Here is a 24549-nt window from a genome sequence, read left to right as displayed (position 1 = left end):
CGGAAATAATTATTTTATCCCTAATTCATTAGTGTTTATCGGCAATTTTCCGAGAAACTTTACAAAAACAGTAATTTTATTTGGATTGATTGGAGACAAATGGAAGACGAAGAGCAGGAAAACTTAAAATTATATCGATTGGTCGGATATTTCGTAGTTATATTCACCATATTAGGTATTTTCGGTATGGGCGCGGTATGGCTTTATCTGCACAACACAAAAGTTGATGTGCTTCATTTGGAATTTCCATACGTCGGCGATTTAAGATTTGACGACCCTTTCACCATAAACGGATATCAGGTCGGTATGGTAAAGGGCATAAAAGTACTCGGTCCGAACCGCGTAATCTTGGATATATATATGCGCAAACCAGTCGATATTCACGAGGGATACAGGTTATTTATAGGTGATTTGGGAATTTTCGGCGAACGGCTTGTATGTTTGGAAAACGGACCTTCCGACGCGCCTTTGGTAAACCAGAGAGACACGCTTTCGGGCGAATATTTTATGGGGATTTCCGATATGCTCGGCAGAATGATGGAACTCCGAGATTTTCTTGACACTGCAATTGCTTTCGTCGGCAACATTCATCACGGAAGCGACACTACAAAATCAATTATAGAATGGGTAAGCGACACCAAAAATACGCTTGACCGCTTTTTTGATAACCTTAACACATTCTCGTTTGATATGCACAAAGATTTGCCGCAAATTTTAGAGAAAATAACTAATCTTAATAACACCCTAAACACCGATTTGCAAAGATTTGACGAAAAACTTCCCGATATTTTAGAGAGAACATCTACAATTATAGACGTCGCGGATACTATGCTTGTAAATATTGCCAAAATTCAAAGAATTGGCGGCGACGCGCAAAATTTTGTGGACATATTCGATGAAATCGACATTATCTCGCTCAACCAATCGTTGGTAGGCATTCAAAGAGAACTCGGAGAAATTACTTCCGAAGCGCACAGATTGCGACTGTTCTTGAGACGTTGGCAATAAAAATTGTAGGGGCGAAAAATCTTTCGCCCAAATTAAAAACAAAATCCGTGTAATTGGGCGAAAGATTTTTCGCCCCTACACAATTTCCGCATTACTCCGCTTTCAATACAACCTCAAAACCGTTGCTGTCTAATGCAAGAGTTTTTCCTGCCGTTAGTTCTCCCGAAATAAGCATTCGCGAAGCGGGAGTCTCTACAAGGCGCTGAATTGTACGCTTAATCGGTCTTGCGCCGTATTGCGGCTCATAACCCGTTTCGGCGATAAGTTCGAGCGCCGCGGGCGTGGTTTTCAATTCTATGAGCAAAGTCTTCAGGCGCTTGCGGAAGTTCTCCATCTGCATTTCAACAATTTTTGACAACTGCTCCTTATCCAAATACGTGAAAATCACGCGCTCGTCAATTCTGTTCAAAAATTCGGGGCGGAAATGCTGCTTTAAAACATTGTCAATCTCGTCCGCAAATTCTACTGAATCTCTGTCCGCATTTTCGGCAATAACGTCGCTTGCCAAATTCGACGTCATAATAACTATAGTATTGCGAAAATCCACCGCTCTCCCTTTGCCGTCGGTAAGTCGTCCGTCGTCCAAAAGTTGCAACAAAACGTTAAAAGTATCGGGATGCGCTTTCTCGATTTCGTCAAACAAAATCACCGAATACGGACGACGACGAACTGCCTCGGTCAATTGACCGCCGTCGTCAAAACCGATATATCCGGGGGGCGCGCCTATGAGCCGAGCAACTGCGTGTTTTTCCATATACTCGCTCATATCAATTCTGATAAGCGCCTTTTCGCTGTCGAATAAATTTTGCGCCAGAGCCCGTGCAAGTTCGGTTTTTCCTACGCCTGTAGGTCCCAAAAACATAAAACTTCCTACGGGACGATTTGGGTCGTTAAGCCCCGCTCTCGCCCGCAAAACCGCCTGCGCCACCACATCAACCGCCTCGTCTTGTCCGACAACTCTTTCGTGCAAATGTTCCGTTAAAGCGAGCAGTTTTTGTTTTTCGCTTTGCACCAACTTGCTCACGGGAATTCCCGTCCATTGCGAAACGATTGCGGCAATATCTTCCTCGCTTATTTCTTCGCGCAAAAGATTATTTTCACGACTTGCCGCCTCAATTTCCGCTCGTTTCAGCTGTTCTTCGAGAGTTGGTATTTCGCCGTGCCTAAGTTGCGCCGCCGTGTTAAGATCGTAATTTCGCTCCGCTTTTTCGAGTTCGAGACGTTTTTCTTCGAGCGTTTTGCGGATTTTTTGCGATTTTTCCACGCGCTGTTTTTCCACTTCCCAACGAGCGGTCAAATCTCGTTTTTTCTCTTGGACTTCGGCAAGTTTTTTCTTTATTTCTTCGAGACGGCGCTTTGAAACATCGTCTTTTTCTTTTTTCAGCCCTTCAATTTCAATCTGCAACTGTAATTCCGTTCTGTTTACTTCGTCGATTTCTACAGGTGAACTATCGATTTCCGTGCGAACTTTCGCCGCCGCTTCATCGACCAAGTCAATAGCTTTGTCGGGCAAAAATCTGTCGGCGATATATCTGTCCGAAAGCGTTGCCGCCGCTACCAAAGCCGAGTCCCGAATAGCAATCCCGTGGTGGCTTTCGTAGCGCTCTTTTAGTCCGCGAAGTATCGAAACAGTGTCTTCAACGCTCGGTTGCGACACAAAAACCTTCTGAAATCTGCGCTCCAACGCCGCGTCTTTTTCGACATATTTGCGATATTCGTCGTTGGTAGTTGCGCCGATACAGTGCAATTCGCCGCGAGCAAGCATAGGTTTCAGCAGATTTCCCGCGTCCATTGCGCCTTCCGCCGCGCCCGCGCCAACGACCGTATGCAATTCGTCGATAAAAAGAATTATGCCGCCGTCGCTTTCTTTTACTTCTTTGAGCACTGCTTTAAGCCGCTCTTCAAATTCGCCGCGAAATTTTGCCCCCGCAATAAGCGCGCCCATATCCAACGCCAAAAGTTTTCTGTCTTTCAGCCCTTCGGGAACGTCGCCTTTTATTATACGTATAGCCAAACCTTCGGCAATGGCGGTTTTTCCGACCCCGGGGTCGCCGACAAGCACGGGATTATTTTTGGTTTTGCGCGACAAAATTCTCATAACGCGCCTAATTTCGTCGTCGCGACCAATTACAGGGTCGAGTTGTCCTTTCGCCGCTTTTTGCGTTAAATCGATGGCGTATTTTTGCAAAACTCCGTCCGTTTGCTCGGGATTTTGCGATACCACGCGATTATTCCCGCGAATTGCCTTTAATTCTTTCTCAAAGTTTGCCGCGGTTATTCCGTTTCGCGAAAAATAATCGCGCACGTCCGCCGCATTTTCCAAAATCGCCTCAAATATATGCTCCACGCTCAAAAATTCGTCGCCGTTTTTCTTTGCTTTTTCTTCGGCTTTGGTCAAAGCAATCATTCCATCTCTCGAAAGAGTGGTGGAATTTGCTCCAGAGCCGCTGACAACAGGCAGTTTTTTGAGCATAGTTTCGGCAAAATCAATCACCGAATTTGCGCTTAATCCTAATTTTTGGCACAAAGTTGCAATCGTCCCGTCGTTATCGGAAAAAAGCGCCTTAATTATATGCCAATTCCCTATTTCCTGATGCCCGCTCGCCGCCGCGTATCCGTAAGCGCTTTGGATTGCCTCCTGAGTTTTCTGAGTCCATTTTTCTTGGTTCATAATTTCCTTCTCCTTTTGTTTTTATTTACAAAGGGCAATTATCGTGCCAAAGTCAATTTTGTTGCGAATTGAAACAAATTTGGAGAACCGGCTATATTTTTAGTTGCAGATTGAAACGGGTAAAACACTGTTTTTTTTAATATTTTTTTATATCTGCTATTTTTTAATATGCGCAAATATTATTTTATTGTTGCGAAAAATGCAGATTGCAGAGATTTCTTCTCTGCGTTCTGTTATGTTAATTTCTTGATGAAAAAATCAATCAAGAGTAGAATTGCCTTTATAGGTTGTTCTGCTTACTCTTTGGTTGTTTAACAATAACAACAGAAAATTCTGCATTTTTCGCAAAAAAACACGAATTACCGGCGGAACAGCCTTTCCCGCTGTTTTTGCTTTAACTTTTCAACTTTATAGGAGGTTGGTATTATGGGAAAATTTAATTTTTTTAAAGCTTTAGTTATATTGTTGGCATTGGTTATGTGCGCCAAAGCAGATATAATGGGCAATTACAATCGTATTGGTATTGGTATTCAGCGAGATAATGAAGTCGGGATGTTTATGGCTAATTTCGCACGAAGACAAGGCGTTTCGGATTTCGGGATTAAATTCGGATTAGGAGCCAACACTTTATGGTATGACGAAGAATTCGGTACTACCAGAGATGTTATGCGTAATATCAGTTTTAATCTCCATTACGAATTTATCAATCACGTAATTGTCGGAACGGAAGTCGGATTAAATTTCAGCGCTTGGCGATATATGGACCGTAATTGGCATTTTGACAGATGGGGTGATGAAATTATGGGAAATTGGACGCGAGAAGTTGAATACAGGATTCCGCAATTTGTTTTGTCGCCAAGAATTGGATATGAGTGGCTTATTAACCAAAATATGAAATTGCAATATCGTATAATTTATTCGGTCGCTTTGGGTTCAATGCCCAGTAAATATTTAAGAGATTGGGGAGCTTCCAACGCAGAGCTTAAATTCAGAAATCACTCGATTGGCAACGATATAAGTATTTATCGTGATTGGGTTGCATTAAATTTCGGATTTAGTTTTATTAACGTGCAACGAACAGAGTTGCGCGAAAGAGGGTTTAGCGATGAGTCCAGAAGTTCAATTAATTTGAAAACTAATCTCGGTATTAGCTTGTTGTTTTAAGAAAATAAGCTTTTAGCATTTTTTTAATAAGGAACGGCTCGACAAGTCGTTCCTTTATTTATATTACTGCCACCACCTCAACCTCAACCAGCGCACCTTTGGGCAAGGCGAGAACTGCAACGCAGGAACGGGCTGGTTTGCCTGTAAAATGCTCGGCGTAAACCTCGTTAAATACTGAAAAATTTGCCATATCCGTCAAAAAACAGGTGGTTTTTACAACTTTAGACAAATCACTGCCAGCCGCCGTCAATACTGCTTTTAAGTTTTGAATTACTTGCTCTGTTTGCTCTTTTATTCCGCCGATTATCATTTCGCCTGTTTCGGGCGAAAGAGGTATTTGCCCGGACGTGTAAACCAAGTCGCCCGAAACAACCGCGTGAGAATACGGACCTATAGCGCGCGGCGCGCCGGTTGCTGTTATTGCTCTCAAAACGGCACTCTTTCTTCTTTATTTTTACGCGAAATCGGCTTTTCTTTTTTTTCGTTGAAATTCATTTGAGCTTCAATGTTTCTCAGAATAAAGCGATACAGATTAGCCCGCTCAACGTCTATGTCTTCAGGAGAAACGATACTGCCGCTTTCGCCCGAAGCCAAAAGTAAATTGGCGGAAAAACCGCGCTCAAAAAGCACGTTAAGAATTTTCAGATTTATAGGAATAACTTTGTATTCGCTTCCAAGTCTAAGCAACGACATAAAATTAAAAAGTTGTGAAAGCGGCATAACTCTTGCATATTTCATCATTCCGAAACTGCGGAAAACTTTGTCTTCCATAACGATTTTCGCCTCTTTAAAAAGCCGTTTTCTCGCTTTGGTTTCGGCTGTTATCAATGCGTTTTGAATTTCTCGCGTTTTTTCGATAATTCCGTCTTCGTCCAAGCTCGAAAACGAGCCGACCATTACTTTAAAAAATCCGCCCCAAGCGTCGTATCTTTCGTTGTAAAGTCCTTGGATTGTCGCTCCCATAACAAGCAAGCCGTTAATGGTTTCGGTCATTTCTTCAAGCAATACAAGCGCGGGAAGATGAACTACAGTCTCTACCCAAAGTCCACTGCCACACTCTTCGGGCTTTGCCGTCAAAAAACCCAAACGGGGCTCGTAGGCGTAAAGCAATTCCTCGCCCAAAACGTTATCCGCCTCGTTGAGCTTGGCAAGCGTTTGTTTTTCGTTTCCGATGTCGCAGAAAGATATAATATCCAAATGATTTTTTGTATTCACCAAAATAATCGGCGCAGTATTTCCCATACCTGCAACAGCCCCGCGCATCCAATCGCAACTCATTGTGTATGCGGGAATTATATCCTTTTCAAAAAGCAACATTTCAATAATATTACTACCCGTCAAAAGGTTCATTTCGACAAAATCTTCTTCGCTGTAGATTTTCGCTTTTTTAATAGCGTCCAAAACGTCATTGTATATAGACTCTTTCTCTGAAGCAATCGAATTTTCGAGGAAAGGATACTTTTTTATGTTGCGCGATAAACCGAATTTCTGCGACAAAACTATCGCGGGATTTTTAGTTGATGATTTATCGATTTCGAGCCATTTAGGTTGCGTTCGGACAAGATATTGGGCTTCCTTCATTCAGCAGTTGCCCTCTTTGTCTGCAAAGTTTTCATTCCGTCTCGAATTTTCGCCGCCAACTCAAAGTTTTGGTTTTTCACGGCAAGATTTAACTCGCTTTGAAGGTGCTCAATGTCGTTCCAAACGATTTTGGGACTGTAATATTTACCGCTGTATGCTTTGCCTTCGCTGAAACGGTTGTGTTTTTTCATAAGAATATTTTCGAATGTGCTATAACATTTTGCACAACCCGCTTTTTGCATTTTTTCGACGTCTTCCGAAGAAATTCCGCAACCCGAACACTGAATAATCGGTCCTTTCGGAGCTTGGTTTTTCGCCAGCGAAGCGTCGCCTTTATTTGAACGAGGCGTCGCCGCTCTTCCGAACAAATCACCCGCAAAAGACATCACCATATTTTGCAAAAACGCCGGAACGCCGCCGCAACATCCTTCGTCGTCGCCGCAATCGTATTCGTAAGGAACACCGTTTTCGTTAAGCCCGTCGTCCTCGTATTCTTCGTTTCGGCTGATTTCTTCTATTTGTATTATAGGCATTATGGGCAGATTAAAGTTGCTCGCAATATTCCCGAACGGGGCAATACGAGCGAAACATTCGCCGCAATAGTGTCGCTCTTCCTTTTTCCCGTTGACTACCGAAGTGATTTGGCTTATCGCAGGTTTTCCGCATTTTTCACATATCATCATAACTTACCGTCCTTTCTTTCGAGCGCTCCGCCCGACAACGACAATCGATAATCCAAAGAATTCGCAACGACGTCGTCGTGTGTAGCAATGAGGAATATACTTTTATTCGCAGCGCTTATGCGGAAAATTGTTTCAATAAATAATTTTGTGTTCGCCAAGTCCAGATTTCCCGTCGGTTCGTCCGCTAAAATGATGTTCGGCTCGTTAAATAATGCTCTTGCTAACGCAACCCGTTGTCTTTCGCCCCCCGACAATTCGCAGGGAATGTGCTTTGCTCTGTCTTTGAGCCCAACTTCTTCGAGCAACATAGCCGCTCTCTTTTGAGCAGTTTTTTGCCCGATTTTTGCGACAAGTCCCGGTATCATAATGTTTTCAAGCGCCGTAAAATCAGGCAACAAATGATGAAACTGGAACACAAACCCCATATTTTTAATACGAAACGCCGATAATTCGCGCTCTTTCATAGTGTTAATATTCTGCCCGTCAATCAAAACGCTACCCGAAGTCGGCTTATCCAACCCCCCGATAATCTGCAAAAGCGTAGTCTTCCCCGTCCCGCTCGCCCCAACCATTGCAACCCGCGCGCCGTCGGCAATGTCAAACGAAAGATTTTTGAGAACGGTAAGCTCCTCGCTCCCGCTTTTGAATGTTTTTGCTAAGTTTTCTATTTTTATCATTTTTTCACCTCACTCAAACCTAATCGCCTCGGCGGGCAACAAATTCGCCGCGCGCCACGCGGGGTAAAACGACGCTGAAAGGCAAATTAGATTTGCCGCGATGAAAATCAGCAGGACGTCGTCGAATTTTGTTAAAATCGGGACGAAATCTATAATGTACACTTCCGCGGGAAGCGTTATTATTCGGTGTTTTTCTTGAACAAAACAAAGAATTGCGCCTGTAATCGTTCCCGCAAGCGAGCCTACAAGTCCGATAAGTCCGCCGCTGAGCAAGAAAATTCGCATTATGCTGAAACGCGAAGCGCCCATACTGCGCAAAATTCCGATTTCTTTGCGTTTTTCCATTATCATCATTACGAGAGTCGAAGTTATGTTGAACGCCGCGACTATTACTATAATCATTATTATTATGGAAACGATTAGCCGTTCCAAGCGCATCCACTGAAAAAGCGAATGATTTTGACTTTCCCAATCGGTGAAACGGAAAGGAAGACCGCCCAGACTTTCCACTATTTCTTCGGCAACCGCGCCCGCTCTGAAAATATCGCGAGCTCTGAACGAAATCATTTCTACGCCGTCTATTTCAAATAATTTTTTGCCCGCGTCCAAAGAAATAAAAATCAGATTTTGATCGTATTCAAACATTCCCGTCGAAAAAATGCCCGAAATTACAAAGCGCATCATTGCGGGAGACGGGTCGCCGTCGTCGTCGCTGTTTACTATGGTCATAAGCACAAGTTCGTGCCCTACGCCAATGCCGAATTTGTTGGCTATTCCGCTTCCGATAATTATTTCGGGATTTTCGCGCAATCTGTGCGAAACGCTTCTGCCCAGAACAAAATCACCCTCGATTATCCGCTTGTGAAGGTCGGTGGTAAGGCGCTCCAAAGAGTCGTTTACCGCCATTATCATAACGCCTTCTTGGACGTTTCCGAACTCTACCGTGCCTTTGCCCATAATCGTGGGAGAAACCGCAACGACTTCGGGATGGTTCAGCACAATTTGCGCCAATCCTTCGTAATCGCGGATAACTGCGTTGTGGCGTTTTTGGATGCGTGCGTGCGCAAAAGTTCCCGTAATTCTCTCGCGGACTTCGTTTTCCATTCCGTTGGCAATAGACAAAGCGATTGTGAGAACGCAAGTCCCCAAAAAAACGCCCAAAATCGAAATCGTCGTTATCAGCGAAATAAATCCGCGCTTGCGAAAATTAAGATAGCGCGAAGCAATAAATGTTTCAAATTTCAAAGTTATTCGTCCTCGTATCGGGCGTTTTTAGCCAAAACAATACCTACGCGCCCCGCTACATAGAACACAAGACCGGCGCCCGCAAATATCCAAGAATATATCTGCAAATGCGGCAACTGAAGCGCAAAAACCACTCCGACTACAATCAAAACAAACCCGACCGCCATAAATTTCGGCGCGTTTTTATGATAAAAACTCATATTTTACCCCCATAATCCCTGTTTTCAAATCTCTTCTTTATCTTCCCAGAATTTTTTCCAAATTTCGCCTAAAAATACATTCCGCCACCCGTGAAGTTCGGCAAGTTTTTTATTTTCGAGCGTTTCGCGCACTAAACCCGCTATCTGCTTGCGATTGTAAATCCGCGAACTCGCTATACCTTTGCCGTCCGCCGCTTCGTCAATCTTTTCGGCGATTTCTTTTGCCAAAATTCCCGTAAGCACGGCGTTTTTGTCTTTGAAATTGGATTTCCTTTTCACAACATTTTCATCGACCGCTATTTTTTCGTTGCAAATATTTTCCGCAAAAAACTTAGACCAACGCTCCTGACTTTTCGGCGAAAGCGACGTTTTTTTCACATTTTTAGAGTTTTCGTCAATTTTGCAATTTACGATTTCCGCCAAAATTCCCTGCTTAAACAAAAACGAGCGGGGTAAATTTTTTTCGCGAGCCAAATTTTCTACCGCAAAACACAAACGATAAAGTTTAGGACGATTTGCCATCGACACTCCCCTGCATTCCCTTGAAAAAGACCGCTCAACAGCGCTCGGCAAACAAAACGGTTGCGTAATTTCGAGCTCTTCCTCGCAATCGAATTTAATCCATTCCCACACCCCGCTATCGACGGCAAGGCGAATGAGTTCTTTGGCGCAATCCGCAAGATATTTAACGTCGTCAAGGGCGTATTCGTGCTGTGCGACGGTCAGCGGGCGTTTCATCCAATCCGTAAGCGTTTCGGACTTTTGCAGGGTTTTTCCGCATATTTTTTCTACGAGTTCCGATAACGGCACCGCCCGTCCAAAACCCACAAACGCCGCCGCAAGTTGCGTATCCAAAACATTTTTTGTTATTGCGTTTGCATAGAAATTCACAATCTGAACGTCCTGATACGCGTCGTGAAAAACCTTCATAATTTTGTCGTTTTCCAAAAAATCCCTGAACGATTGCGGGCATTGTTTTAGGGTCGCCGCGTCCAAAAGATACGATTTTTCGGGCGAAATTCCTATTTGTATAATGCCTATATAAGGAAAATAAGAGCGCGTCCATACAAATTCCGTGTCCATAGCAACAATCGGCTCGTTTTTCAGGGTTTCAAAAAGCAAGTCGCAATTTTCCGTCGTGTCAATTAAAGTCGGCAGCATTTTTTTCTCCGTTTCACTATCCGTCAAGCACTGCCGCGGCAATGATTTCGGCGGCGTTCGCCGTGCTTAACGCAGCGCATTTTTTCATATTTTCGTAAATTTTTTCGTCTTTTTCGCAAGCCTCAAAAAACTCCGTTATTTTTTGACTTGCCTCGGAATTTTGCTCAAAACAAAGCGCCCAGCCGCAAGATTTTGCATATTGCGCGTTGTGCCACTGATGATTTTCCGCCGACCACGGAAGCGGAATAAATATGGACGGCAACGCAAAAAGTTGCGCCTCGCTTATAGTTCCCGCGCCCGCCCGTCCAATCAAAAATTCGACGATGGAATAATACGGATAAAGGTCTGCCAAAGAAGCGAAAACCGTAATATTTTTGTCGTTCGCAAATTCTTGTTTTATCTCCTCTTCGCCCGCGCTCCCCGTTTGCCAAATTATCTGGAAGCCCTTTTGCGAAAGATTTTTTACCGCCGCAACAAGGATTTTGTTCATCGATTGCGCCCCTTGACTTCCGCCGCAAATAAGGACGGTGCGCCGTTTGGGGTCAATTGTTTTTTCAAAGTCAAAATTTGTGTAATTCTGAATTTTTCTCACGGGAGTTCCGCTGACAATCACCGCATTTTTGTCGGCGTTAAATTCCTTAATTAAAGGCATTCCCAAGAATATTTTTTTAGCGGATTTTGCAAAAAAGTAGTTCACCGCTCCCGCAACGGTATTTTGTTCCTGAATAAAAAACGGCGCTTTTTTCGATTTCGCCGCAAATAAAACGGGAGCGCAGACATATCCGCCGAAAGCGACAACGACGTCGGGTTTTTCCGCGGCAAAATATTTTTTCATAAAAGATATAGCGCGAAACAATTTAACGATAGCCTTTATCGGTTGCAAAGAGACAGAGCGTTTAATTCCGTCCACGTTCAGCGAAAGCATTTTTATGTCGAAGCGTTCGGCGATTTCTTTTTCGTTCGAGCGGTTTGTAGTTATCCAAACAATTTGCGCCGACGGATTTTTTTCGCGGATTTCCAAGGCGGTCGCCATAGCGGGGAAAATGTGTCCGCCTGTTCCGCCTGCCGCAAGGATAACTTTTATGTCATTTTTCATTAGTTTGCCTCTTTTTTCGCATTTCGCCGTTTTTCATTGGTAAAAATATATTTTGCCGCAAACAAAAAGAGACAAGGCGTGCCTTGTCTCTACAAAAAAATAATTACTATTTGTGCGACAGCGGAGTGAGATTATTTTGTTTTTGGGGAAAATTTTCATTTTGGCTTTTGGCAAATGGTATATTATACAACATTATAAAGAAAGGAGTAAGGCAAAATGCAACTGAATTATATATACACAAAACACGACGACTATTACGTTGGTCATCTTGTCGATTTTCCCGAATATGAAACACAAGGGGAGACAATAGAAGAATTGGAAGAAATGCTGAAATCGCTGTATTCCGATTTAATGATTTTTGACGACATACATTCTTCCGTCCGCTATAAAAGCGGGGTATTGGAATTCGCTTAAAATATGAAGAAAAATGATTTAATCAAGATAATCACAAAAAACGGCGCAATATTTGTAAGACACGGCGGAAATCACGATTGGTATAAAAATCCCAAAACCGGCGTCGGACAAGCAATTCCGCGACATTCCGAAATAAATGAAATGCTTGCTAAATGTATAATTAAGAAACTTGCGTAAAACAAAAAGAGACAAGGCGCGCCTTGTCTCTGCAAAAAAATATTGATGTTATATAATAAATTTTATGATACCCATACCCTTCTTCTATTTATAATTTCCCATATATTATTTTCTTTTTTCAAATGTACTATGAATCCACTTCCGGCACGTGGAAAAAAATAATTTATTTCAATTATTGCTTCTGTCCTATCATTATTAAAGCCAATTCTGGAAAATGATAATAAAGGATAATGTTCACCACGCCTACGATTTCCTATATAATTAGGACTAATGTTTACAAGTCTATAATTTTGCACATTAAAACTTGTTTTGGAATCAAAAATATATCTATGAGAATTATAACTGTGTAATGATTGCCATAATTCTTCACTAATATTTTGTAAGTATCTTTCTCTAAAATTATTTGAATTCACTTGTTGAGCGGAACAAAGACCTGTAGTTAAGTTCACTCTGCTTAAATTAATATTTCTGTTTATTAATATTGTTTCATTATTCGGTATTAGAATTACCTGCATAATATCATTTATTGTTAAATTTAATATTTCCATTTCATCACTTGAAAACATTAAATGTTCAAAATCGTCAGCCATAATCCTACCTGCTTTTCCAATACAAAATATTAACAAGATAAATATTATTATCCGTTTATTCATTTTTTTACCTTGTTTCTCATTTTTGTATAGTTCAACTTCATTATCCGCCCCGCCGCTTTTTAACATTCACCTTTGAGAAAATGAAAAATTCATTTTTTAGCCAAAGAACGGAAAGAAAATAATATTTGCTTTAGAGCGAGGTGGCAGTTTGATGATTTTTTGCGGATTTCTGTTTGTATCTTATTCTGTTTCCGAAAAATAACAGATAATATATTAGTTAATCACTGATTAAATCAGTGATTAGTTTTTGGCGCAAACGCCACATACAAGACGGAAGTCGGAGATTGAACGGTTTTGGTGTTTGTGTTTGCGGTGGTTTGGTGTGGGAAAAATACTAAAAAAGATAAAAATTCAATTTTACCCTTGACTTTTTGCGCAGTGATTTGGTATATTATACAAAGGAAGCATTATCAGCCGTGCTCATACCACTGTCGCTTGGGGCGTTATTGATAGGGCTTCCTTTTTTATTTTCTTTTTACCCCTGTTTTTTATACATTGTTTTAAGAGAAATGGACTTGTTTCCTTTGGCATAAACGCATACTACTATAATTTGCCCGTTAATGTTTTTAACAAATTGCAACCCATTGTTTTTTGTTGCGCTTACTGTTTCAAACTCAATTACAACTCGCGAAAAGTTTGCCATATCCTCTGTAGTAATCGCTTGTTGCCCTCTCATTGCCTCTTTTTGTTGGTTTCCGTGTTCATTAAAACTGTGCCTTATTTCATTGGCTCTAAGTTCAAGATTATACCATTCCAAATTTATGCCTATCTCGTTATATATACGCGCCGCCAAATCGCTTCCTACTTTTCCAAGCATTATTTTTTGCCCGTTTACCTCTCCGTTAATAGAACGGCTCACAAAAGAAATAACGTCGTCAATATTCTTTGCAATATTTATGTTTGGACTATTATCCCAATTTTCGATTTCTCTGTCTGTGTATGAAATTAGCTCTTGCAAAAAATTTTCCTTATTTTGTTACCATTCTGCATTTTTTCTCACGAGAAAATACTATTTGCTTTGAGGTAGCGCGGTGGTTTGGTGTTTTTTTTGCGGAAAAATGGAAGAATTTGTGAAAAAAAATCCTAAATATTTTTGGGTAAAAATATATTTTGCCGAAAACAAAAAGAGACAAGGCGTGCCTTGTCTCTACAAAAAAATAATTGAAATTATTATTTTATCGGTTAATTCCAACCCTCGCCGAATAGGTAAATCTTCGACCGCTGATACCTGTTGCCTCCACCACAATCAGATAGGTACCGTTGGCGACAAATCTGCCTGTTCGGTTGGTTAAATTCCAGACGATGGTGTTATCGTTGTTGGGGGCGGGTTTGACAAACCCGCCCGTACGTACGGCGGTGGTTTCCGTGAATACAACGTTGCCCAAATTATCGATAATTCGCAAATTTATTTGTGCGGGTTCGGGGGTGATTACCGAAATTCTTGCGAAATCCGAAACTATTGCGTTTTCGAGAATAATGCCGTATCTGTTGCTTACGGGAGCACGGTCGCGGATTGAGGTTCCGCCGCCGCCTTCCTCTAATTTTCCTCCGATAAGAATAAGTTCCCGCACAGTAAGATTAACCGTTTGTCCCGGCTCGTTATGGAAGAAAGTCAGCGCCTTCGTATTTACTGCGCTTGACCGATTATGTCTGACTTGCTCTAAACTCAGGATTACGTTATTATGTGTTCCGTCTCCAAGTATATGACCTACAGGAGTCCAGTCCGGATAACCTGTGGAAGTTTCGTCGGAAAGCACAAATCTTAAAGGTCTGTCTGCCGTATAGCTGATTTTTACTCCCGTTACTTCGGAAAAGTCAATATTGGAGTCATCCAACCATAACATTAAGCCAACGTACGGATAGTTGGCGCCGTCGCTTGTTCCGAGTTTTAAACTTGCAACCATAGCTCCGTCTGTGCCGTCGGAAGTAATACTCACACTTGAACCGAGCATTCCGTTCATTCCGAAGGGATCGCCTTCCACATAAGCCGACCACTCGGCGTGTTTCCAAGGAACCAAACCTATGCCTTCGGGTGTTACGATGGGACAAGTGCATGGGTAGTTTCCGCAATCAGGGCAATCCGTAGGAGGTAGTATTATGCAAATGCACGGATTTTCTCCGCAGATTTCGCAAGGAGGAATAACAATAATACCGCCGCTCTCTCCGAATACGCGAATTGCGCGGACTTGCGTAAAATCTGCGGTGCCGATTACAGGACCGTTCTCTATGCCAAGCCGAATATAACGCGCCGTAATAGGAGCATTCAGGGTCAATACTACGGAATTGGACGTATTAAGACCTGTGATTCCGTGGGCTTCATTTCCAAGTTCAGTCCAGCCGGTCATAGCAAAATCCGCGTCAATATCGGCTTGCGGGACGTTAGCGGGAAAAGTTGCAGGTATTCTTTCGCCGTTGGGGAATTCATCGCCTTGCTCGTTATGGGTAAACATACGCACTAACCTTATGTTCTGCCCCGAAACCAAACGCCTGTCAATTTCAATTCGATTTACTGTTTGTACGCCGCCCAAATCTATATCGACAAGCGATTCTCCTCTTCCGTGCCCGCTGCCTCCGCTCCATCTCGCGTGCCAGAAAGTATTGGGATTACCGTCAAACAAACTGTTAGGCACAAATCTATCGCCCGTGGCTACGGCTTCCCAAGAATTTACACGAACGCGGCTGATGGTAATACTGCCGCCGCTACTTTGCGGATTTACCGTAATGTTGAAATTTCTTGTAAAGTTAGTTGTTGCCGTTGCTCCGTTTGTAATAGTTGCCGTTATTACAACGGTTCCCGCATTTGGAGTTGACAACGTGTTTCCGCTTATTGTCGCGCCCGTTGTTCCGGCGTTTGATACAGACCAAACTATATTACGATGGGTTGCGTTCGTAGGAATAACCGTGCCCGATAAAGACCGAGTTCCGCCGGCAACCATATCCGTTGTAATAACGCCCGTTATGTTTGTTACGGGAACATGGACAGGAGGATTACCGCCGCCACCGCTACCTATAAGCAACGAGAGGTCGGGAAACCCTGCGCCGAAAAGTGTGCGGTTATGTTCTTGATTTTGACGAAAACTCGCAACTCTTGTTAATTCCGCTTTAACTTGCGCCGGCGTAAGGTGCGGTTGATTCAATAAAATCAATGCCGCAGCAGCAGCAATGTGAGGCGACGCCTGAGATGTTTCGCCAAATGGAGTAATAGCATAAATGTGTCTGGTAACCACTCCTTGCGTCCTAAAATCACTGAACGGAACTCGAACATCCCGTCCCGGACCAACAAAATCGACTGCGCTACCCCTGTTTGTTGATGAACGTGGAACTTCATTTGGCTCAAAAGCCGCAACAACTATTGCGGCGCCCGACAAGTGTCCGTCTGTACAGCTATTAGCGGCTGTAAGGGTTTGGGTGCTATTACTGGCAGCGCCTACTACAACCATACCTGCGTTTATTGCGTTTGTAACGGCAACACAGATTACCCCTCTGTTTATAAAATTAGTTTGTGAAACATTCATCACGTGAACACCGTTTATGCGCGCCCAATCTATAGCGGCGGCAACGCCGACATCGCCTCCAAAAGAAGAATGAAGCTGATTAAGCGACACAAGATCGACAGGTAGCCCGCGCGTAAAATCGGCAATAGGACCGGCAATAGCATTACCGTGGTGTCCCATAAATCCATGCGTAGCATTACAAGGCGTTTGGTGGTCTAACGGACTTCTTCTGTTTATAAAAAACGGGTGAGAAAAATCAATTCCCATATCTATAATTGCAACCGTAATTCTTCCTGTTGCGCGTACATTTTCATTATTATTCTGTTTAAGCCACCGCGTATATGCAGGAATACCCATACGCGGCGCACCCCAAGATAAAAAATCCTCAAAACTTGCCGCCGGAAAATTTTGGTTTACTACAGCGGAATTAGCAGGAATAGTAGGAGTGTATGGAATACTTCGCGCCGCTCTTTCGTTAGGCGCCAAAGATTGCTCAAGCGTTCCCATAGCCCGTATTATGTCGTTTTCGTGCACTCTATCGGGGTGAACCCATAAAATTTTCGCACTATTTACAGCACAAGTTTTCGATGAAGAGCAACAAGTGTTATCGCCTACAAGTTTAAGAAGCGTGTTAAAAGCGGTCTGCGCTTCTTCGGGAGTATCAAATTGCAAAATATTAAGACCGTCTTCTCTGAAAAGAAATTCTCTTGGATTTGTTGCAAGCAAAACATCGTGAGATTGCGTTCTTGCAATAATTCGCGAAAAAGCAAATTCGCATTGCCCGTTGCTTTCCACAATTCGCGCCGTGCTTGCTTCGGAAGTTCGGGCGAGAAGTTCCATCGTTTGCGTAAGAAATTCTCTTTCGTCTAAAAGATTGATTTTGTCGGCATTGAACGCAAATTTTTCCGCTCCTATCGTTTGCACGGGAACGAGTACAAAAATAACTGCGAGTATTAGAAAGAAAGTTTTCATTTTTTACTCCTTGGTTAAATTGGTATATAAAGTAAGCAGAATATTTACTGCTACTGCGATTAAAAATACATTATTGTTGAGCCGATTTGCGGTTTAATTTTGGTTTTGGTGGATTTTTGTTGGTTTTGTCGCGCTCGCGCCCGTTCCCGAAATATTCAAAAGTATTCCGAGCGCGATGGAGTCGGCTATCATTGCCGTTCCGCCGTAGCTTACAAAAGGCAAGCCCGCGCCCGTGCTTATAAATCCCAAATTCACGAATAAATGCACCAAAAACGCAAAGGCATAATTAACCGTAAAACCAAACGCCGCAAGCTTGGCGAAACCGTCCTGCGCTCGTATCGCCGTCAAAAATCCCTGCAAAATAAACATTGCGTAAATCCCTATAAACAAAATCGAGCCGACAAAACCCGTTTCTTCGGCAATAAGCGAAAAAATGTAGTCGTTCTCAATTTCGGGCAGGCGCGAATGTTTTGCCTCGCTGTTTCCAAGCCCCAATCCCAAAACTCCGCCGCTTCCGATAGCCAAAACCGCCTGTCTGCTCTGGAAATTATCGCCGCCGCGCACAATTCTTTCGCGGATATGCGGAAACGCGTTCCAAGCGATTGCGCCAAGCAAAACAAACACCAAAAGAACTATAGCGGAAATTCTTCTGAACAAGATTTTGGGATTTTTCAGCAGCATCATAGCAATCGCCGTAAGCATTACCGAAATGGCGACCGAAGTGCTTGGCTGTACCAAAACCAATCCAAAAATGAATATAGCAAAGCACTGCGAGCGATATTTTACCAAAAAGGAGCCGACGCGCCCTTTGGCGAATTCGGGAAGATGTTCGCTGCTACTTTTCGCAAAGTGCATTTTTTGAGTTTGCGCATTTTTCTTTGCCGAAAGCGAAGGAGCCCCGTTTGCCTTTCCTTTGCGCTTGGCATCGTCGTTTATTTTAGACAAATGCGAGGCTATAAACAATATCAGAAACACCTGCACAAAAACCGACGGCTGAAATGTAATCGGTCCCAGTTGAAGCCAGCGATACGCGCCGTTAATTCGTCGAATTCCGAAGCCCGGCAGACTTATTCGCACCTCGTTGCCGAATATATTTATAATGGAACACACAGCCAAAACGCCCAGCATTGCCGTCAAAATTGTCAAAAATATCGACAAAAATTTTTCGCTCGCAAGTTTTTTGTAGTTTATCAAAAGGAAAAATGAAGCGCTGAGCAATCCAAGCATAGACCAGAAAATCTGAAGAACGCCCTTGCTGTTTCGCGACAAAATCGCAGTCCTGTCCGCCTCAAAAACGAAAACAATCCCGATAATAAAAAGCAAAGCCGCGCAAGAAAGCATTATTTTATTGCATTTATTAAACCCATCCGCGGTAAATAGCGGTTCTGCTTTTTTTTTCATTGTTAGTTTCTCGCTCCAAAAAACATATACCATTGCGCAATTATATCATTTTTATTGGTTTCTATATACTCAAGCGCTTTTGACAATTCTTTTTGCGTTAATTTACTGTTATTGTTTGCAACTTCCAAACTGCCGTCGGTTTTAATCCATATTTTTGTTGCATTTTCTTCCTGTTTTCCACGCGATACGTGTATGTGGACAGGCTCAAGTTTGTTTCCGCCAAACTCGTTTGCCCAGAAATAAAAAACCAAGCCCAAATAATCAACTAAGACCTTAGGCATTTCTCGCCTCCGCCTTTTTGCGCGTATTCCCATATTAAAAAAGAATTATTCCGGAGGTATCTTTGCAGTTGAAGCAATTCGTTCTGATTAAAACCGTAAGATTTATCAAACTCAAAACTCGGTATATTTCCCTCGGCAAAATCAAATTCGCTTCCGTTCGGACGTTCAAAATGCACTCTGACTTTTCGTCCGGTATCTTTGTATTCCATATCAGAGTGCGTCATTACAACGTTATCAACTGTGGAATAGTAGTGTTTCATTTTTTGCTCCTTTTTTGCTCTTTTGGGGTAAAAATACGTTTCGCCACAGAGAAAAAGAGAAGGACTTTCAAAACGAGCTCGGAATAGAAAGCAAACGACATAATATCTTGCCTATGTGAATTGCTATGATAGCAAGCAAAATAAGCAGAAAAATATTAATTTCACACATTCTACAACCCCTTTATATTAAAGAATTGACAGAAACAGAGGAAAAAGGCTGTTCCGCCAAAATTCATATTTTTTGCGAAAATGTCGAATTTTATCTATAACCTGAAAAGCAATAAGACAGTTAGACAGAACAACCACAAAGGTTGAACTTATCTTATTACTTTGTTGGTAATAAGTTATAGACGAAAAGCAGAGATAAAATCCCCGCATTTCGACATTTTCGCGCCAATAAAATAATATTTGCGTGTAATTAAAAGTAAAAAGAAAATTGAATATTCAAGAAAACAGAATAAATAAGCAAAGTTATATTATCCTTTTTTGTTTGGCAAATGATATTTTATATCAAAAAAGGAGATAATTATGTCAAAATATCTTGAACTAAGCACCGTCGGCAAAATAATTCGCGAAGAGTTTTTTGAGCCGTATAATTTAAGTGTAGATGATGTTGCTGTTGCAACAGGAATTCCAAACTGGGAATTGGCGTCTATAATTTACGGCGGTAAGGACTTGACCGCGGAAGTCTCTTTGCAACTTGCCAAATACTTTGGTATGTCGGATGGTTTCTTTTGGGGACTGCAATATAATTATTATATACGATTAGCAAAACGAAATTTACACGGCAAATTAAAAACCATATCTTCTATTGTCGGCAATCGAGCTCAAAGAGTTGCGGCGGTATGATAAAGTCATTCAAAGACAGAGAAACTAAAAAAATTTTTGACGGCGAACATTCTAAAAAATTTCCGACAGAAATACAATTGCGCGCAATGGTAAAACTAGACTTTTTGGATAGGTCTACCAATATAAGCGATTTGCGCCAGCCGCCGTCAAATCACTTGGAAAAACTTAGCGGCAACCGCAAAGGACAATACAGTATTCGCATAAACAATCAATACAGAATTTGCTTTGTATGGATTAACAATAGTGCGGAAAGCGTCGAATTAACAGATTATCACTAATTACTACGCCAAATCCCCCAACATTGCCGCAACGTAATCTTTCGGGACGAATTTCTGCAAGTCCTCTATACCCTCGCCAACGCCGATTTTTTGTACGGGAACGCCGAAAGTTTTTGTGAGATTTATCGCTATTCCGCCCTTTGCCGTACCGTCTAATTTGGTTATTACAAAGCCTGTTAAGGGAACTGCTTCGTTGAAAACTTTTGCTTGGTTCATTGCGTTTTGACCCGTTGTTGCATCGAGAACCAAAAGCACTTCGTTGGGGGTGTATTCGTTTGCTTTTTTCAGAACGCGGACAATTTTTTCCAGCTCTATCATAAGGTTGGTTTTGTTGTGCAGGCGACCTGCTGTGTCTATTATCAGCACGTCGGTGTCGCGATTTTTGGCGGCGGTCATAGCATCGAAAACTACAGAGGCGGCGTCCGCTCCTTCGTGTTGCGACACAAAATCACAGCCCGACCTGTCCGCCCATACTTTTAGTTGCTCTATAGCTCCCGCGCGGAAAGTGTCGGCGGCGGCGAGCATTACTTTTTTGCCGTCGTCTCGAAATTCTTTTGCTAATTTTCCGATAGTGGTTGTTTTACCTACGCCGTTTACGCCTATAACGAGGATTGTCCACGGTTTGGGCGGAAATTCTTCGGGTGGATTTTTCACCAAAAGTTCGCGGGCGATTATCTTTTTCAGTAAATCGTAAGCGTCTTTTGTGCCTTTGTATTCAAGAAAACTCACTTCTTGTCTCAGTTTTTTTATTAAATCCGCCGAAATGTCCGCGCCTACGTCCGCGCAAATCAACGCGTCTTCGAGCGATTCGTAAAATTCTTCAGTAATCTCTTTTTGCACCTCGACGGTTTGGCTTATCTGCTCGCGAGTCTTGGTCATTCCCGAAAAAAGCCGTGAAAACAGTCCCATAATATGTGTATCTCCTATTTTTTTGTAGGGGCGGGATCTGCCCGCCCTTGTTTATCGATTTCGTGTTTGGGCGGGCAAACCCCGCCCCTACGGTTTTCTGCGTACAGGGCAGGTTTCAAACCTGCCCCTACATCGTCATCTTAACAACTGTTGCAAAGTCGAAAAGCGCATAATGTCGTTAAATGTTACAAAAAGCGCCAAACATAAAAATCCTATCATAACTATGTACGATAACTTTTCGCGCAGGGCGTTCGGAATTGGTTTTCCGCGTATCGCCTCTATCAAAAGCATCGACAAAATACCGCCGTCGGTTATCACAAGCGGCATTAAATTCAGTATCGCAAGGTTTATTCCGATTATCGCCATAAGTTGCAAAAGCGACGAAAGTCCGCTCTGCGCCGCCGCTCCTGACATCTGCATTATGCCCACGGGACCCGACAAATATTCGGGCGAAATAAGGCGAGTTATAAGTTTTCGGAGCGTTTCAAAAATCATTACCGAATAGCGAATACAGTCGCGATACGCCAACACAAGCGCGGCGCCGAACGGATGACTTTTTATCTGCGTGCTTGGATTTGCCATCACAATTCCTATCATAAAACGCTCGTGTTCAACGCTGAATTTCGGCACAACATAAAGGTCTAAAACAACGCCGTCTCGCGCAACCGCAACCGAAATTTCACCCAAATCATAGTCGTAATTTGAAATAGTCTCGCTAACCGCAAACCAGCTCAAAACATTTTCTCCGTTTATGGAAATTATGCTGTCGCCGCCCAAAAATCCCGCAAGATACGCCGCAGAACCAGCCTCCACACGCCCTATAACAGGCGGAATAGGCGGAAAAATGCCGCTCCCCTCGGTGGCAAGCGTTCGCGGGTCTGGAAGCGGAACGGCAATATTCGTCGAAACGGTGTCGCCGTCGCGAAGCAAAACTATAGAATGCCGCGGACTTAAATCGCCCAATCTTTCGGTGATTTGCACCCAGTTTTCCACCGCGTTTTCGTTTATGGAAATTATTTTGTCGCCGCGCTGAACGTGCTCGTACGCCACCGAATTTTGGCTGACCAGCCCCACGACGTTGGTGTCTAAGTAAGGCGCGTGCGGCACTCCGTTCATAAACACAATCACCAAGAATATATACGCCGAAATTACATTAAACGCAGGTCCCGCAAACGCAACCACCGCCCTCTGCCAAATCGGATGATAGCAAAACGCATTGTCCGACAACTTTTCGCCGTCTTTCGGGTCTTGCCCTTCCAAAGCAACAAAGCCGCCAAACGGAATTGCCGCTATCTGATACACGGTCTCCCCTATTTTTTTCGAGAAAATCCGCGGTCCGAAACCAATCGAAAACGCAAGAACCGGCATTTTGAAAAATTTCGCCGCCAAAAAGTGCCCCAATTCGTGAATAAACACCAAAATTCCGAGGACAAAAATGCCCAAAATCATATTTATCATAAGCAACCGCCTTCTTTTTTCTTTTTTAAATTCATTGTCAATTTCATAATTCCACCTCGCCTGTAAATTCCATTTCTTTGTCGAAATAAACATCGCTTTTTACAAGCAATTTTGTACATTTTTGGATTTTCGGCGCCCCGTTTTTGAGGCGTTTTTCAAAATCCGCCAAATTCCCGTAAAATTCGGGATTTAACACCACGTTGCATTGCGATTTATTGTCGTCAAACGATTTTACTTTAGCTCCGTCCAGATAAAACCTGTCGCTGCGAAGCAAAAATAAGTCGTTATTGGTTTTCACGGGAAAAAATCTTTCCTTTTCGACTTCCAAAATTCGCGCGTTGTCAAACAGCGAAATAGCCGCCCCCATCGCCTGCTCTATCTGATACACTTTCGGCGTATTTTTGTTATTGGGGTCGAGCGTTTTTTCGTTTGCGATAAACGGAAGCTCAATAATTCCCGCGTTTTTCTCCAAATATTCATTCAATTTGCGCAAATCCACCCAAACGGAATTCGTGTTAAAATACGAATATTTATTTATATCCTCAAATTCCGCGATTTCGCTCTCGTTTACCTGCGCTTTTTCGCGCAAAATGTATCGCTCTTCTCGCGTTTTTGCAATATGTCCGCCTTTTTTGTCCATTTCGCCTCTGCGGCAAACTTCCATCAAAAACGAAATGCCGTTTTTTGCCATATAATCGGCGATTGACGGGTCAAAAACCGCGCCCGTGTTGTCAATATTCGAGATAAACGCAAAGTCAAAATTTTCCTTTAAGAGCTCGCCTAAAATTCCGCTTAAATTTAGCGCCATATACACGTCTCCGTGCCCTGCGGGATTAAATTCGCAAGCCGAATTTTGCGGAAATTCCGCCAATCCAAGCGTATCTTTTAAGATTTTCGGAAAAGAATGCTGCAAAAACGCAGGAGCAATATTCCCGTGTTTTATCTGAGGATTTTCTGTGATAAATTTGTCGGTCATTTCTCTTGTCGCGGCGCTATTCATAAAGATGAGCGGAGTGCGCTCGCTTGAATTTTCTGCCGCAAGGTCAATAAATCGCTTCCCCTCGCGAACTTCCACAAACGATTTCGGAAAGTCCATTCCCATAGACGTTCCCAAGCCGCCGTTTAGTTTTATCACGGCTGTTTTATTTTGGGTATCGGCAACTTTGGGTATATCGCAAAATTTCTCTACGCTTCCGTATTCAACGGGCAAGATTTCGCTTTCGCGAATAATTCCTCTGTCGCCCGAAGATAGTTTTTCGTAATACCGCAAAAAAAGCCCGATTATGCGCTCGTCATATCCGAGCTTGCTCATTTTCTGCTGAATTTTTTCAGTTTTTAGCACCTTTAATTACCTCAAAATATTATTTTTAACACCCAAAATACGTTATGCCAACAAAAAAAAGGCAAAAAAATAATTTGCTCGCACTTTGCTTGTTTGGCAAAAAGTATTTTAAAAAATAATATTTTTGGAAAAATTAAAACAAGGAGGTCTCTTATGACTATGACAATAAACGTCCCAAAAAACAAAGTGTCTTTTATGACAGCGATGTTTAAAAATTTGCCGTTTGTCGGACTGGGCGACATTTACGACGAGAACGAGGCGTACTTGGAAGAATTGAGAGAATCTGTTCGCGAGGTGAAATAACTCTTCGTCCGATTGGAGAATTGCTAAATGAAATCTGAACCGTTGAAATCCGAACCTTTTTATACGCATTTGTTTGAAAAAGAATTTAAGCATTACCAATAATAAAAAAGGCAAACCCTTAAGTTTGCCATTGAAAATAACAGAAATATATTTACTTACTCCTCGCTCGGGCAAGGAATTTCTTTGTTGAGACCGACCGACCAAGTGGTGTCTTCGCCGTCTATGACTTCTACGTTGTAGATGGCGCAACCGTCAAAATGCGTTACGGTTAT

General features: G+C 42.6%; 25 protein-coding genes. 7 read left to right on the top strand and 18 right to left on the bottom strand.

Annotated elements, in window-relative coordinates; translation table 11 throughout:
- Positions 1-99 precede the first annotated feature (99 nt).
- Positions 100-1008 carry a hypothetical protein gene (locus FWE23_06615; GenBank protein MCL2845107.1) on the top strand — a complete coding sequence of 303 codons (909 nt, stop codon included), beginning with the start codon at positions 100-102 and terminating at the stop codon, positions 1006-1008.
- Positions 1009-1099: 91 nt separating this feature from the next.
- Here the strand turns inward: FWE23_06615 and clpB are convergent, their stop codons facing one another.
- Positions 1100-3679, bottom strand: coding sequence for an ATP-dependent chaperone ClpB (gene clpB, locus FWE23_06610; protein ID MCL2845106.1), 2580 nt, complete (start codon positions 3677-3679; stop codon positions 1100-1102).
- 426 nt (positions 3680-4105) lie between these two features.
- On the opposite strand from clpB, the gene FWE23_06605 reads away from it, so the two are divergent.
- Positions 4106-4843, top strand: coding sequence for a hypothetical protein (locus FWE23_06605; protein ID MCL2845105.1), 738 nt, complete (start codon positions 4106-4108; stop codon positions 4841-4843).
- 58 nt (positions 4844-4901) lie between these two features.
- Here FWE23_06605 and FWE23_06600 read toward each other — a convergent pair whose 3' ends face one another.
- From FWE23_06600 to murG, 8 genes are read right to left on the bottom strand one after another with little or no spacing between them, the layout of a single operon-like run.
- On the bottom strand, positions 4902-5273 hold the full coding sequence (locus tag FWE23_06600) for a RidA family protein (protein ID MCL2845104.1): 372 nt from the start codon (positions 5271-5273) through the stop codon (positions 4902-4904).
- Positions 5270-6424 (bottom strand): hypothetical protein, encoded by a 1155-nt coding sequence (locus tag FWE23_06595; protein MCL2845103.1) that lies wholly within the window; start codon positions 6422-6424, stop codon positions 5270-5272. Before FWE23_06595 ends, FWE23_06600 begins: the two co-directional genes overlap by 4 nt.
- Positions 6421-7107 (bottom strand): UvrB/UvrC motif-containing protein, encoded by a 687-nt coding sequence (locus tag FWE23_06590; protein MCL2845102.1) that lies wholly within the window; start codon positions 7105-7107, stop codon positions 6421-6423. Before FWE23_06590 ends, FWE23_06595 begins: the two co-directional genes overlap by 4 nt.
- The gene (locus FWE23_06585) at positions 7104-7784 is read right to left on the bottom strand and encodes an ABC transporter ATP-binding protein (GenBank protein MCL2845101.1); all 681 of its coding nucleotides are present in this window, start codon (positions 7782-7784) and stop codon (positions 7104-7106) included. Before FWE23_06585 ends, FWE23_06590 begins: the two co-directional genes overlap by 4 nt.
- 9 nt (positions 7785-7793) lie before the next feature.
- Positions 7794-9029, bottom strand: coding sequence for an ABC transporter permease (locus tag FWE23_06580; protein ID MCL2845100.1), 1236 nt, complete (start codon positions 9027-9029; stop codon positions 7794-7796).
- A gap of 2 nt (positions 9030-9031) precedes the next feature.
- Entirely contained in the window at positions 9032-9229 is a 198-nt protein-coding gene (locus FWE23_06575) for a hypothetical protein (GenBank protein MCL2845099.1), read from the bottom strand.
- A gap of 24 nt (positions 9230-9253) precedes the next feature.
- Complete coding sequence (locus tag FWE23_06570) at positions 9254-10390, bottom strand: hypothetical protein (protein ID MCL2845098.1); 1137 nt, start codon at positions 10388-10390, stop codon at positions 9254-9256.
- Between the two features lie 16 nt (positions 10391-10406).
- Positions 10407-11486 carry an undecaprenyldiphospho-muramoylpentapeptide beta-N-acetylglucosaminyltransferase gene (gene murG, locus FWE23_06565; protein ID MCL2845097.1) on the bottom strand — a complete coding sequence of 360 codons (1080 nt, stop codon included), beginning with the start codon at positions 11484-11486 and terminating at the stop codon, positions 10407-10409.
- A gap of 216 nt (positions 11487-11702) precedes the next feature.
- Between murG and FWE23_06560 the strand changes: the two genes are divergently transcribed.
- Positions 11703-11900, top strand: a complete 198-nt coding sequence (locus FWE23_06560; protein MCL2845096.1) for a type II toxin-antitoxin system HicB family antitoxin — start codon at positions 11703-11705, stop codon at positions 11898-11900.
- A 3-nt stretch (positions 11901-11903) separates the two neighbouring features.
- Positions 11904-12077: a type II toxin-antitoxin system HicA family toxin gene (locus FWE23_06555; protein MCL2845095.1), complete on the top strand. Its 174-nt coding sequence runs from the start codon at positions 11904-11906 to the stop codon at positions 12075-12077.
- A 62-nt stretch (positions 12078-12139) separates the two neighbouring features.
- On the opposite strand, the gene FWE23_06550 is transcribed toward FWE23_06555, so the two are convergent.
- From FWE23_06550 to FWE23_06525, 6 genes are all read right to left on the bottom strand, one after another.
- Entirely contained in the window at positions 12140-12796 is a 657-nt protein-coding gene (locus FWE23_06550; GenBank protein MCL2845094.1) for a hypothetical protein, read from the bottom strand.
- Between the two features lie 409 nt (positions 12797-13205).
- Complete coding sequence (locus FWE23_06545) at positions 13206-13688, bottom strand: hypothetical protein (protein ID MCL2845093.1); 483 nt, start codon at positions 13686-13688, stop codon at positions 13206-13208.
- Positions 13689-13905: 217 nt separating this feature from the next.
- Complete coding sequence (locus tag FWE23_06540; protein ID MCL2845092.1) at positions 13906-17196, bottom strand: S8 family serine peptidase; 3291 nt, start codon at positions 17194-17196, stop codon at positions 13906-13908.
- Between the two features lie 93 nt (positions 17197-17289).
- A complete protein-coding gene (locus FWE23_06535) occupies positions 17290-18597 on the bottom strand; it encodes an FtsW/RodA/SpoVE family cell cycle protein (protein ID MCL2845091.1) in 1308 nt (435 codons plus the stop codon).
- A 2-nt stretch (positions 18598-18599) separates the two neighbouring features.
- A complete protein-coding gene (locus FWE23_06530; GenBank protein MCL2845090.1) occupies positions 18600-18878 on the bottom strand; it encodes a DUF4160 domain-containing protein in 279 nt (92 codons plus the stop codon).
- Positions 18863-19138, bottom strand: coding sequence for a hypothetical protein (locus FWE23_06525; protein MCL2845089.1), 276 nt, complete (start codon positions 19136-19138; stop codon positions 18863-18865). The genes FWE23_06530 and FWE23_06525 overlap by 16 nt, the downstream gene beginning before the upstream one ends.
- Positions 19139-19666: 528 nt before the next feature.
- On the opposite strand from FWE23_06525, the gene FWE23_06520 reads away from it, so the two are divergent.
- Together FWE23_06520 and FWE23_06515 are read left to right on the top strand one after the other, a co-directional pair.
- A complete protein-coding gene (locus FWE23_06520; GenBank protein MCL2845088.1) occupies positions 19667-19987 on the top strand; it encodes a HigA family addiction module antitoxin in 321 nt (106 codons plus the stop codon).
- Complete coding sequence (locus FWE23_06515) at positions 19984-20265, top strand: type II toxin-antitoxin system RelE/ParE family toxin (protein MCL2845087.1); 282 nt, start codon at positions 19984-19986, stop codon at positions 20263-20265. Before FWE23_06520 ends, FWE23_06515 begins: the two co-directional genes overlap by 4 nt.
- Before the next feature lie 3 nt (positions 20266-20268).
- Here FWE23_06515 and ftsY read toward each other — a convergent pair whose 3' ends face one another.
- From ftsY to FWE23_06500, 3 genes are all read right to left on the bottom strand, one after another.
- On the bottom strand, positions 20269-21174 hold the full coding sequence (gene ftsY / locus FWE23_06510; GenBank protein MCL2845086.1) for a signal recognition particle-docking protein FtsY: 906 nt from the start codon (positions 21172-21174) through the stop codon (positions 20269-20271).
- Positions 21175-21309: 135 nt separating this feature from the next.
- Entirely contained in the window at positions 21310-22632 is a 1323-nt protein-coding gene (gene rseP / locus FWE23_06505; protein ID MCL2845085.1) for an RIP metalloprotease RseP, read from the bottom strand.
- A 43-nt stretch (positions 22633-22675) separates the two neighbouring features.
- Positions 22676-23974, bottom strand: coding sequence for a UTP--glucose-1-phosphate uridylyltransferase (locus FWE23_06500; protein ID MCL2845084.1), 1299 nt, complete (start codon positions 23972-23974; stop codon positions 22676-22678).
- Between the two features lie 153 nt (positions 23975-24127).
- Between FWE23_06500 and FWE23_06495 the strand changes: the two genes are divergently transcribed.
- Positions 24128-24277 (top strand): hypothetical protein, encoded by a 150-nt coding sequence (locus tag FWE23_06495; GenBank protein MCL2845083.1) that lies wholly within the window; start codon positions 24128-24130, stop codon positions 24275-24277.
- Positions 24278-24549 lie beyond the last annotated feature (272 nt).

The organism is Chitinivibrionia bacterium, from assembly GCA_009779925.1.
GTDB lineage: Bacteria > Fibrobacterota > Chitinivibrionia > Chitinivibrionales > Chitinivibrionaceae > WRFX01.
This window is presented reverse-complemented; position numbering and strand designations above follow the sequence as displayed.

Excerpts from the sequence above, each read along its gene's own strand:
- FWE23_06555 (MCL2845095.1), top strand. The coding sequence starts at position 11,904 with ATGAAGAAAAATGATTTAATCAAGATAATCACAAAAAACGGCGCAATA.
- murG (MCL2845097.1), bottom strand. The coding sequence starts at position 11,486 with ATGAAAAATGACATAAAAGTTATCCTTGCGGCAGGCGGAACAGGCGGA.
- FWE23_06495 (MCL2845083.1), top strand. The coding sequence starts at position 24,128 with ATGACTATGACAATAAACGTCCCAAAAAACAAAGTGTCTTTTATGACA.
- FWE23_06575 (MCL2845099.1), bottom strand. The coding sequence starts at position 9,229 with ATGAGTTTTTATCATAAAAACGCGCCGAAATTTATGGCGGTCGGGTTT.
- FWE23_06515 (MCL2845087.1), top strand. The coding sequence starts at position 19,984 with ATGATAAAGTCATTCAAAGACAGAGAAACTAAAAAAATTTTTGACGGC.
- FWE23_06595 (MCL2845103.1), bottom strand. The coding sequence starts at position 6,424 with ATGAAGGAAGCCCAATATCTTGTCCGAACGCAACCTAAATGGCTCGAA.
- FWE23_06530 (MCL2845090.1), bottom strand. The coding sequence starts at position 18,878 with ATGCCTAAGGTCTTAGTTGATTATTTGGGCTTGGTTTTTTATTTCTGG.
- FWE23_06570 (MCL2845098.1), bottom strand. The coding sequence starts at position 10,390 with ATGCTGCCGACTTTAATTGACACGACGGAAAATTGCGACTTGCTTTTT.
- clpB (MCL2845106.1), bottom strand. The coding sequence starts at position 3,679 with ATGAACCAAGAAAAATGGACTCAGAAAACTCAGGAGGCAATCCAAAGC.
- FWE23_06585 (MCL2845101.1), bottom strand. The coding sequence starts at position 7,784 with ATGATAAAAATAGAAAACTTAGCAAAAACATTCAAAAGCGGGAGCGAG.
- FWE23_06550 (MCL2845094.1), bottom strand. The coding sequence starts at position 12,796 with ATGTTAAAAAGCGGCGGGGCGGATAATGAAGTTGAACTATACAAAAAT.
- FWE23_06560 (MCL2845096.1), top strand. The coding sequence starts at position 11,703 with ATGCAACTGAATTATATATACACAAAACACGACGACTATTACGTTGGT.
- FWE23_06615 (MCL2845107.1), top strand. The coding sequence starts at position 100 with ATGGAAGACGAAGAGCAGGAAAACTTAAAATTATATCGATTGGTCGGA.
- FWE23_06605 (MCL2845105.1), top strand. The coding sequence starts at position 4,106 with ATGGGAAAATTTAATTTTTTTAAAGCTTTAGTTATATTGTTGGCATTG.
- FWE23_06535 (MCL2845091.1), bottom strand. The coding sequence starts at position 18,597 with ATGAAAAAAAAAGCAGAACCGCTATTTACCGCGGATGGGTTTAATAAA.
- FWE23_06590 (MCL2845102.1), bottom strand. The coding sequence starts at position 7,107 with ATGATGATATGTGAAAAATGCGGAAAACCTGCGATAAGCCAAATCACT.
- FWE23_06525 (MCL2845089.1), bottom strand. The coding sequence starts at position 19,138 with ATGAAACACTACTATTCCACAGTTGATAACGTTGTAATGACGCACTCT.
- rseP (MCL2845085.1), bottom strand. The coding sequence starts at position 22,632 with ATGATAAATATGATTTTGGGCATTTTTGTCCTCGGAATTTTGGTGTTT.
- FWE23_06540 (MCL2845092.1), bottom strand. The coding sequence starts at position 17,196 with ATGAAAACTTTCTTTCTAATACTCGCAGTTATTTTTGTACTCGTTCCC.
- FWE23_06520 (MCL2845088.1), top strand. The coding sequence starts at position 19,667 with ATGTCAAAATATCTTGAACTAAGCACCGTCGGCAAAATAATTCGCGAA.
- ftsY (MCL2845086.1), bottom strand. The coding sequence starts at position 21,174 with ATGGGACTGTTTTCACGGCTTTTTTCGGGAATGACCAAGACTCGCGAG.